We start from the raw sequence: 7,822 nt of genomic DNA, 5'->3' as shown, positions 1-7,822 counted from the left end.
AAGCGGAGCAGAACATGGGTATGTTCGCAAAGCGTCTCGTAGAGAAGCCCCGCCCTTCTAGGGCGCTTTTACTGGGGTGGAGTACAATCGGGCGCTCAGTTTTCCCCCTTGCTCCCTGCCCCCTGCTCCCCTGCCTCTTTTGACTTTTGCCCTAATTGGCGCTGTAATTGTTTGAGTGATTGATAAATCTCAGGTAAGCGGTGATAAATCGCAGCGGCCTTGAGGTATAACTTGTGGGAAATTGCTGGGCTTCCTGAAACAATCTCGCCGGGAGGGACATCATTGTGAATTCCGGTTTGTGCAGAGGCGATCGCCCCATCGCCAATTTTAACTTGATTGGCGACTCCCACTTGTCCAGCCAAAATCACGCGATTTCCCACTTTAACACCACCAGCCATCCCCGCTTGACCTGCGATCGCACAGCCAGCACCAATTTGGCTACCATGACCGATCTGTACTAAGTTGTCAATTACGGTATTGCGTCCAATCCTGGTTTCACCAACGGCTGGACGGTCAACGGCGCTATTACAGCCAATTTCTACGCCATCTTCTAATACTGTGTAGCCTGATTGTTCCATTTTGAACCAACCAGTACGGGTAGGTACAAAGCCAAAACCTTCTGCACCGATCACAGTACCACTGTGAATTACGCAATCTGCACCAATTTGGCTGCGTTCGTGAATTGTACAGTTAGCGTGTAGGGTAGTGCGATCGCCAATTTTGACATCTGGATAAATCACTACGTTGGGATGGATGACAGCACTGTTACCAATTTCTACCCTTTCTTGAAGCACCGCATGGGGGCCGATATAAACATCACTACCAATTTTGGCTGTGGGGTGAATTATAGCCGTGGGATGAATTTGTGGGTTGGGGCGATATGGTTGATAAAAAAGAGTCAGAACTTTGGCAAAAAAGAGTTTGGGTTCCCGTGTGCTTACCCACAGAATACCGCGTTCTTGTGCTTGAGACTTTAATGTTGTGTCATCCGGCAAAATTAAGGCGCTTGCGGCTGTCTTACCAATTAAAGATGTAAACTTTCCGCCTTCTACATAACTGAGAGTTCCACTTGTGGCTTCATCAATAGCAGCTACCCCAGTAATTTCTACGTCGTGGTCTGGGTTAGTTGTCAGACTACTGTCAGTGGCGATGTCCGCGAATTGGCGTGTGATTTCGCTGAATTTCATTTTTGGATTGATTTAAAATTCATCAAAGGCAAGATTATTGTCCCTCTTTATTGGCATTCTTCTGGTGATGGTACTTTGGTTTGTAAATTCTGCCGCAGTAGCATTTTAAATCGTTGATTATCTTCAGCCGCGATCGTTTCACCGTAGTGATGTAGTTGAAACAACTGACAATAACGATTTTGTTTAGCACAAATTAAACAACCGTAGGCATGATTACCATTAGTACCGCAGAGTCGATGCCCCATAACCGGGCCAAGGGAAATATTTTGCTCAGTTGCAACCGTGCTGAGGATAGAACGCAGTTGTGATTCAAACTCTGGTGATAAAAGTTGCTTACGTCCTGGTTGTGTTCGATCCCATTGCGGTACAGTTAACCCCTGTTTTAACAGACTTTCTTCAATTTCTGCCGACATAACAATTCCCGACAAAATAACGTGATCGGCAACATAAGGCAAAAGAGTCCTTGTCAAGTCCCACATTAAAGCTTCATCAAACCACTGTTCAACTAGGGGACGAAGATACCAACAGCAGGGAATACCAAGATTGACTAAATCTTGTAGCAGCTTGACTCTTCCCTGAACGGAGGCTTGTTCATAGCCAGCTTTTAAGGGTGGTAGACTCACAAAAACCGTGACTCGCAGAGAATTAGGTCGCGCTAAAGTAGCTTTGAGACGCTCTAAAAATGCTTTACCTGGGTGGACTTTGGTTGTGATGTAAACCATATTGGCTGCTTGACGGTCAATCAGTGCATTGAGGATTGACAGTACACGTTCTCGATGCGCTGGAATGAAGGGGTCGGAGTAGTCGCATAGAGAAATTGGAAAACCTTTCTGCCCCTCTGGGGTAGCAAAAATGCGGTCTAATAGACGATCAAGTAAGTCAGATGGAGTGAAGTTATTTTCAAAATTTTCGGGATGATGATGCCAATCACGGTCTTGATGGCAGACACAATAAGCACATTCAACCGGGCAACGATTTTGGGCATTGGGGAGAAATGGATTGAGACTGAAGTATTTAACAGCACGTTCTTGATCTGGAATTCCTAATACAGGAAAGCCATGCAGCATATACTGACTGCCCTGTAATGTAATTTCAGACAGAGTAGATTGGTAGTTTGACATACACCCTTTAAAAATTAATACAGATGCGAAAAATCGCCTACTCTAGGGTGACTGCTACAAATATGGAGTGGCAATGAGAGAAATGCTTGAAGTTAAGTGTTAATTATTACTTAATAAGAAATTTTACTGAAGTAATATTGCTCTCTCTTCATAGTAGAAAAAAGAATTCAGTATTCAGGGGACTAATATTCTGAATACTAAATTTTTTATTAATTTTTTGCCATTGCTAAACCAGCTAAATAGGCTGTTGTCCAAGCACTTTGGAAGTTAAACCCACCAGTAATGCCATCAATATCTAAAATTTCTCCGGCGAAGTAAAGACCCGTAGCTAATTTACTTTCCATTGTCTGAAAGTTAACTTCCTTGAGGCTGACACCGCCACAAGTGACAAATTCTTCTTTGAAAACTCCTTTACCATTGATTAAGTATTTTCCCTGAGAAATTTCTTGAACTAGCTGATTGAGAGTTTTGCTGGATATTTCTGCCCAACGGTCTTCCGTATTAATACCCAAACGAGTGATAAAGTATTGCCAAAGACGATGAGGTAAATCCACTCCGCGATGTAAGGCGATCGCTTTTTTGCCCCATTCATTTTTAACTGCTAAAATTTTCTCTCGTACTTGCTCTTGTTGCAAATCGGGTAGCCAGTTAATTAATAAAGTGGCTTGATAGCGGTTTTCATGAAGTATTCTCGCACCCCAAGCCGAAAGCTTTAACACAGCGGGGCCACTCACACCCCAATGTGTAATTAACAAAGGCCCCGTTTGTTCCAACACAGGTTTTTCGGGAACCGACAGCCGCAAGCGCACTGGGTTGACGCTAACACCACTTAACGCCCGAAAATTTGGGTCAGCAATGTTAAAGGTAAATAGTGAAGGGACTGGCTGTTCAATTTGATGACCTAATGCTTGAGCTATTTTATAGCCTACAGGGTTGCTGCCTGTTGCTAATAGTAGGCGATCGCACTTTAAAGTTTCACCCGACTTCAAAATAAGTTCAAACTCATTACTAAGTAGCCGTTTAACTGAGACAACTGCTGTACCAGTTCGCAGTTCTACCCCAGTTTCTTGGGCTGCATTCATCAGACATTCCACAATAGTTTCAGAATCGTCTGTGATTGGAAACATCCGGCCATCTGCTTCTTTTTTCAGTGGGACTCCGTGGCTGGCAAACCAAGATACAGTATCCTTAGCTTGAAAACGACTAAAAGCACCCCGCAAAGCCTTTCCACCTCTGGGGTAATTCTGCACTAACCCTGCTGGTTCAAAACAAGCATGAGTGACGTTACAGCGTCCGCCACCAGAAATCCGCACTTTTGCTAGTGGTTGACGGCTGGCTTCGAGTAAAATGACACGGGCGTAAGGATTGGCGTTAGCACAGGCGATCGCACCAAAAAATCCCGCAGCCCCACCCCCAATAACGACAATTGTTAACAGTTGCAAGTTCAAAAAGTCTCTGTTTCATAGCACCTACTTTCTAGACTAGCGGTTATCTTTAAACTTCTGCTGGTTCAAATTGATCTTTTGTTGCACCGCAAACTGGACACACCCAATCCTCTGGGATATCTTCAAATGGTGTTCCTGGTGAAATTCCACCATCAGGATCACCTACTTCTGGATCATATACGTAGCCACAAACGGTGCATTCGTAAGTTTCCATTGTTTTATCCCTTGATAAGTTATTTGTCTGGTTTCTCGATCACCTTTTTAGTAGCGAGTTATAATAGGCACACTTTTACATTCAAGGAGAAACCAATAATTTAAGTCTTTTCTGCTTACAATTACTCAGGTTTAAAAGTTACCCAAAGTATTTTTTTTGGCAACTAAAATGAACTAATTGCGTAATTTGACGTAATTTGTCAAGTATGATGATGATCAGTATAGATCAGAAACGCCACCATGTTCTTTGAGCAAAACTGATAATTAAGAGAGCGATCGCCCCTAATAAAAACAGCCAAATAATTCCTCCCGGCAAAAATGTCAGAATACCAAAACCCCTGAGAACCCAGATTGCGATGCCAATGCCGAGTAGAATACCAAAAGCCTGAGTTAGTTTGCGATTCAAGGAAGATTGACTCATTTAATTTGCCTTTCATTCAAAATTTATTACACTTCTAATATAGAAGTAGTGCTATTTTTAGAACGGCTTAAATTTAAATTTAATTAAATGTAATCATAAATACAAATTTATCAGTAATTTCACAGAATAATGACCTGAAATGATTTAGTTCCGGAAAATAGATGCTAGAAAGTGGAACTAAAATTTGAGTGAGTTGATTTAAACCGGATTCAACAGTGTTTAGCGTCAACTCTAAAAGTGTGGAAAATTTGAGGAGTGAGTGAATCAATATGGCTGCGTCTCATATTTCAGACCCAATTATTGCAGGTTTAGATATGGCTTGGAGCGATGACAAGCAAAGATTACTGATGCAGGGCGAAATTTTGCTAGAAGCGCGATCGCATACAGCGTGTGGTGGTGCAGTTACTGCATGGATGTATTTGCCGATGATGCGATCAAATGTCTGGCAGCAGCTCACAGATTACCCCCGTTGGGTACAATATTTTCCTGACATCACCAAAAGCGAAGTTGTGCAGAGAGGCGAAGTCAAGCGTCTATACCAAGCAGCACAAAAAGCCTTTTTATTTTTCACCGCCCAAGTTGAAATTTACCTTAACGTTGCCGAAGTTCTAGGGCAACAAATCCATTTCCGCATGGAAAAAGGTACTTTTAATGATTTTACAGCCTGTGTAGACTTAAAAGATTTTGCTAATGGCACTTTGCTGGCTTATAACGTACAAGCTACACCCAATATTCCCATCCCTTCAATTTTCATTCAACAAGCTATGAATTTTGAGCTACCTGCGAATATGCGTAAAATGCGACAGGTATTGTGTACACAGTAATCAAATTAAGGTTGCAGCTAATATTAACAACAAGATCCCCGGCTTCTTGAAGAAGCCGGGGATCTGAGTTTTTTAATGGGAACTATAAGGCATATATCTATCTTGAAGCCTTTTTAGTATAGCAGTAGCCAAGGCAGTTAGGACATTGGCCAATGATAAAACTCATGCACTAAAAAACTTGTAACCCTGTCACATGCGGTCACTGAGCAGCTGGTGAGCGCAGTCGAACCATGCCGAAGTGTCACCTGTTCCCTGTCACCTGCTATAACATGCTATTCAAGCCCACAATTGGTGCGTTTTCCAAAATATCTCGGAAAGTTCCTCTACGGATTGTTTTAGTGGTTCCATTCATCTTGCAAATCTTTACAGCAGTGGGATTGACTGGATATCTTTCGCTACAAAACGGCAGAAAGCTGTCAACAAAATGGCTGTGAAGTTCCAAACTGAAGTTAGCCATCGCATTGAGCAGCACCTTGATGGTTATGCAGCAGCTACTCGTTATTTGACTCAAATTAATGGTGAACAAATCGACTTGGGATTGCTTAATCCCGAAAATTCAGACGGTTTAGCTCAATTCTTATTTAAGCAAGTCAAAACTTATAACGTTGGCTATATTCTTTACGGATCTAAAACAGGAAAGTTTATTGCCTCTGGATATTACCGTGAATCTAAAATTCCAGATCATGGCAACCCTGATATTAGTTTGGTGTTACCCGATCGCTATGGTAATCCTGATCTGTACAACTACACAACTGATACTCAAGGAAAGCCAATCAAATTATTTGAAATTACTAAAAATTACCAATATCAGAAAGAAGGCTGGTATACCAAAAGCGTTGAAACTGGCAAACCAGGATGGAGTGAAATTTATCAATGGGAAACTAATAATTATCCCTTGGCGATCGCTCACTTTATGACAAGCTTGGCAATCTCATCGGTAGTATTGGTGTAGAACAGCGCCTCCACTAATGGGAATTTAGAAAATTTAAGCTGTTACACATCTACAACACTATCCATCCATAGGCAAGATTTTGAAACAATGATATTAAAGAACATTACACCTACTAAAGTTAGGTGTAATTTCAGGGTAGCTGGATTTTCTGTAACTCTTTATAAGACAAATGTATTATCGCGTGGGGATTCTTTAAAGTCAGCAAATGCTATTTTGGATGACCGTAACAAATATCTTTTGCAGACCGTATTATCTTATAGTTTTTTCAGACATCCAATATGATTCCTATAGTTTTTGTGAAAATTCAACAGCCGTAATCTGTCTAAATGCTGATGTCTATGGTCAGCTTCACAATATTTGCTATCTAAGCTACAAAACACGTTACCAAAATGAGAGATAATCTCAATAAACTATCAAAAATACTGCTTGTAACGCCATGTATGACTTAATATTTTGTAACAAGTTTGTCAAACTGAAGAGGGCCACAATTGTGGCGATTAAGCCAGAAACAGGCAGTATGAGCTAAAATCTTGCGATTGAGACGACCGGTAAGATGCCACATATCTGTTCATACACCGGACTTGTATAACGAAATAATAAGTCGCGCATCGCGTGCTTGAAACTGTAAGATATTAATTGCTGAGAACTATGACAATAGTTGTGTCTGCTCAAGATTGGGAAGAAATATTAGACGAATATCAACAAAATCATCTATTTAGTCCAAATTCCGATGTTTATGAAAAATCTACAGAAGCAAATACAAAATATTTTTCTTGGCGAGAATGGCAGATATTGCTTCGGGCTGGTTTAAAGATTAGAACTTATGATTTTCAACCCATAGATGATTTTATTGTAATTGGCGAGAATGAAAATGATACTGTAACAACAACATTAAGTTTTTTTATAGAAGGTAGCTCTCAAACAGTTTTACATGGTTTAACAGACTCGGCAAATGAAATTGTAGGTCGTAATTATTTAGAATATTCACCAAATATTAAAGAAACTGAGCAATATGCAGCAAATAAGCAGGTTTTAAGAGTACAAATTTTGCTTGAACCTGCAAAGTTTTTTAGCGATTTTGATGCTAATCAACTACAAGAACTGCCCCCTGAATTACAAATATTTGCTGCTAATGGTGAAGTAAAACCTTATTATCGCCAAGGAATTACAACACCAGAAATGCAAACGGCTTTACAAAAAATTTTAAACTGTCCTTTCCAGGGAATAATGAAACGGTTGTATTTAGAAGCCAAGGCAATTGAATTGATGACGCTTCAATTTAGCCAGTTTACAGAAGTTGTATTAGATTCCGATTCTAAATCATCTTTAAGAGTTGACGATATTGACAGAATTCATCAAGCCAAAGAAATAATAATTAATAACTTTAAAAACCCACCTTCACTATTAGAATTAGCCCGACAAGTAAAACTGAACGATTACAAATTAAAGCAGGGTTTTCGGCAAGTTTTTGGAACAACAGTATTTGGTTATTTACATGATTATCGAATGCAGCAAGCATATATGCTGTTAACTAACAGTCAAATGAAAGTTAAAGAAGCAGCTCAAGCAGTTGGCTACGTTAGCCCTAGTTCGTTCAATTCTGCATTTAAGAAAAAATTTGGTGTCAACCCGAAAGCATATCAAGTTAAAAAGTAAAAG

The 7,822-nt window shown here is 40.4% G+C and carries 8 protein-coding genes and 1 pseudogene; 3 read left to right on the top strand and 6 right to left on the bottom strand.

Features of this window, described 5'->3' with window-relative positions:
* Nucleotides 1-95 precede the first annotated feature (95 nt).
* The 5 genes from lpxD to IQ259_RS10735 form a co-directional block, all read right to left on the bottom strand.
* Entirely contained in the window at nucleotides 96-1,187 is a 1,092-nt protein-coding gene (gene lpxD / locus IQ259_RS10755; RefSeq protein WP_193884497.1) for a UDP-3-O-(3-hydroxymyristoyl)glucosamine N-acyltransferase, read from the bottom strand.
* A 47-nt stretch (nucleotides 1,188-1,234) separates the two neighbouring features.
* Nucleotides 1,235-2,308 (bottom strand): hypothetical protein, encoded by a 1,074-nt coding sequence (locus tag IQ259_RS10750; protein ID WP_193884495.1) that lies wholly within the window; start codon nucleotides 2,306-2,308, stop codon nucleotides 1,235-1,237.
* A gap of 209 nt (nucleotides 2,309-2,517) precedes the next feature.
* A complete protein-coding gene (locus tag IQ259_RS10745) occupies nucleotides 2,518-3,750 on the bottom strand; it encodes an NAD(P)/FAD-dependent oxidoreductase (protein ID WP_193884506.1) in 1,233 nt (410 codons plus the stop codon).
* Between the two features lie 52 nt (nucleotides 3,751-3,802).
* Nucleotides 3,803-3,967, bottom strand: a complete 165-nt coding sequence (gene rd / locus IQ259_RS10740) for a rubredoxin (protein ID WP_193884494.1) — start codon at nucleotides 3,965-3,967, stop codon at nucleotides 3,803-3,805.
* Between the two features lie 225 nt (nucleotides 3,968-4,192).
* Nucleotides 4,193-4,387 (bottom strand): hypothetical protein, encoded by a 195-nt coding sequence (locus IQ259_RS10735; protein ID WP_193884492.1) that lies wholly within the window; start codon nucleotides 4,385-4,387, stop codon nucleotides 4,193-4,195.
* A gap of 269 nt (nucleotides 4,388-4,656) precedes the next feature.
* Between IQ259_RS10735 and IQ259_RS10730 the strand changes: the two genes are divergently transcribed.
* Entirely contained in the window at nucleotides 4,657-5,211 is a 555-nt protein-coding gene (locus IQ259_RS10730) for an SRPBCC family protein (RefSeq protein WP_193884490.1), read from the top strand.
* A 424-nt stretch (nucleotides 5,212-5,635) separates the two neighbouring features.
* Nucleotides 5,636-6,163 carry a hypothetical protein gene (locus IQ259_RS10725; RefSeq protein WP_228014476.1) on the top strand — a complete coding sequence of 176 codons (528 nt, stop codon included), beginning with the start codon at nucleotides 5,636-5,638 and terminating at the stop codon, nucleotides 6,161-6,163.
* Nucleotides 6,164-6,608: 445 nt separating this feature from the next.
* On the opposite strand, the pseudogene IQ259_RS10720 reads toward IQ259_RS10725, so the two are convergent.
* A pseudogene (locus tag IQ259_RS10720) lies at nucleotides 6,609-6,728 on the bottom strand (IS982 family transposase); the annotation flags it as partial.
* 83 nt (nucleotides 6,729-6,811) lie between these two features.
* Between IQ259_RS10720 and IQ259_RS10715 the strand changes: the two are divergent.
* Nucleotides 6,812-7,819, top strand: a complete 1,008-nt coding sequence (locus IQ259_RS10715; protein WP_193884488.1) for an AraC family transcriptional regulator — start codon at nucleotides 6,812-6,814, stop codon at nucleotides 7,817-7,819.
* Nucleotides 7,820-7,822 lie beyond the last annotated feature (3 nt).

It is taken from the genome of Fortiea sp. LEGE XX443, from assembly GCF_015206815.1.
Lineage (GTDB): Bacteria > Cyanobacteriota > Cyanobacteriia > Cyanobacteriales > Nostocaceae > Nostoc_B.
This window is presented reverse-complemented; position numbering and strand designations above follow the sequence as displayed.

Excerpts from the sequence above, each read along its gene's own strand:
- lpxD (WP_193884497.1), bottom strand. The coding sequence starts at position 1,187 with ATGAAATTCAGCGAAATCACACGCCAATTCGCGGACATCGCCACTGAC.
- IQ259_RS10750 (WP_193884495.1), bottom strand. The coding sequence starts at position 2,308 with ATGTCAAACTACCAATCTACTCTGTCTGAAATTACATTACAGGGCAGT.
- rd (WP_193884494.1), bottom strand. The coding sequence starts at position 3,967 with ATGGAAACTTACGAATGCACCGTTTGTGGCTACGTATATGATCCAGAA.
- IQ259_RS10735 (WP_193884492.1), bottom strand. The coding sequence starts at position 4,387 with ATGAGTCAATCTTCCTTGAATCGCAAACTAACTCAGGCTTTTGGTATT.
- IQ259_RS10730 (WP_193884490.1), top strand. The coding sequence starts at position 4,657 with ATGGCTGCGTCTCATATTTCAGACCCAATTATTGCAGGTTTAGATATG.
- IQ259_RS10725 (WP_228014476.1), top strand. The coding sequence starts at position 5,636 with ATGGCTGTGAAGTTCCAAACTGAAGTTAGCCATCGCATTGAGCAGCAC.
- IQ259_RS10715 (WP_193884488.1), top strand. The coding sequence starts at position 6,812 with ATGACAATAGTTGTGTCTGCTCAAGATTGGGAAGAAATATTAGACGAA.